The 1113-nt window shown below is 72.9% G+C and carries 1 protein-coding gene and 1 pseudogene; one reads left to right on the forward strand and one right to left on the reverse strand.

The window, feature by feature from the left end; genetic code table 11:
* Positions 1–514, reverse strand: a pseudogene (locus QH283_RS14035) (hypothetical protein); the annotation flags it as partial.
* Positions 515–665: 151 nt separating this feature from the next.
* On the opposite strand from QH283_RS14035, the gene QH283_RS14040 reads away from it, so the two are divergent.
* Positions 666–1113: helix-turn-helix transcriptional regulator (locus tag QH283_RS14040; protein ID WP_432420727.1), on the forward strand; the 448-nt coding region annotated here is incomplete at its 3' end.

Genomic DNA, 1113 nt, shown 5'->3' on the forward strand with positions numbered 1-1113 from the left:
CGGGGCGGGTGAGGGGGGCGCGCGGGCGGGGCTGCAGGGCGGGCACCCGGTCGCCCAAACCGGATGGGGCGGCCGGTGCGCGGCGCGGCTCGGGTGCGGGTCGCGGCCTGGCGCGGGCGGCCACATCGGCGGGACTCGGTGCGGGGCCCGCGGTGATGTGGGCGAAGGTGCGGGGCGTGCGGGCGGGAGCCGGGGTTGCCGGCCCGGCGCCCTCGCCTGGCGTGCTCTCCGAGAGGGCGGCCGTGTACTCCGCGAGCGACTGGCTGGTGAGGTGCCAGCCGTGGCAGGCCGGGCAGCGGTAACAGCGCTGTTCTCGGCGGCGCGGGTCGTCGTGGTCGACCCCGGAGAGGGCGAGTTCGGCGTCGCCGCGGGTGAAATAGCGCCGCTTGCCACCGTTGACGCAGCGGGTCGTCGGCACCCCGGCCGAACGTTTGCGCAGGTCGTCGCCGCAGCCGAGGGTGATGCGGCCGCCCGCGCGATGCGCACGGGCCCGATCGTGTCGGTGGCTCGGCATAACGTCACTCCCATCGTGTCGCTGAACAATGTTTTCAGGAAATCGAACGATGCTTAACGTAGATTGATACGAAAACATTGTCAACACAGAGCGATGTGATTGACAGTCGCGGGTACTCAGTGAAAGCTGGGGCGAGACGAAAGGAGGGGTAGTGCACGAGGCCCCACAGGTCACGGCCGCGGACATCTCCCGGCTGGCCGGCGTCACCCGCGCGACCGTCAGCAACTGGCGGCGCAGGCACCCCGACTTTCCCTCTCCCACAGGCGGAAGCGAAGCCCGCCCGCTGTTCCCCCTCGCCGAGGTGCGCGACTGGCTGCGCGAGCACGGCGTCGAGTCCGCCGAATCCCCGGTCCGGGAGTTGCGCTCGGTGCTGCGCGCGGCGGTCCGGCCGCGCGACATCCCGGCCCTGATCGACGAACTCCCCGCGCTCGCCGCCGAATCCGGCGCGCGGTCCCAGGACGACGAAGTGGGACGCGCGATCCGGGCGGCGGTGCGCGCGGACGGGCCAAACCCCGAGCACGGCGTCCAGGCCGAACCCGGCCAGGAGGAGATCCCGACGACCCGCCGCTATCCCACCCCCGAACCGCTGGGGCCGGTGG

The organism is Nocardia farcinica (assembly GCF_029867845.1).
In the GTDB taxonomy this organism is placed as follows: domain Bacteria; phylum Actinomycetota; class Actinomycetes; order Mycobacteriales; family Mycobacteriaceae; genus Nocardia; species Nocardia farcinica_A.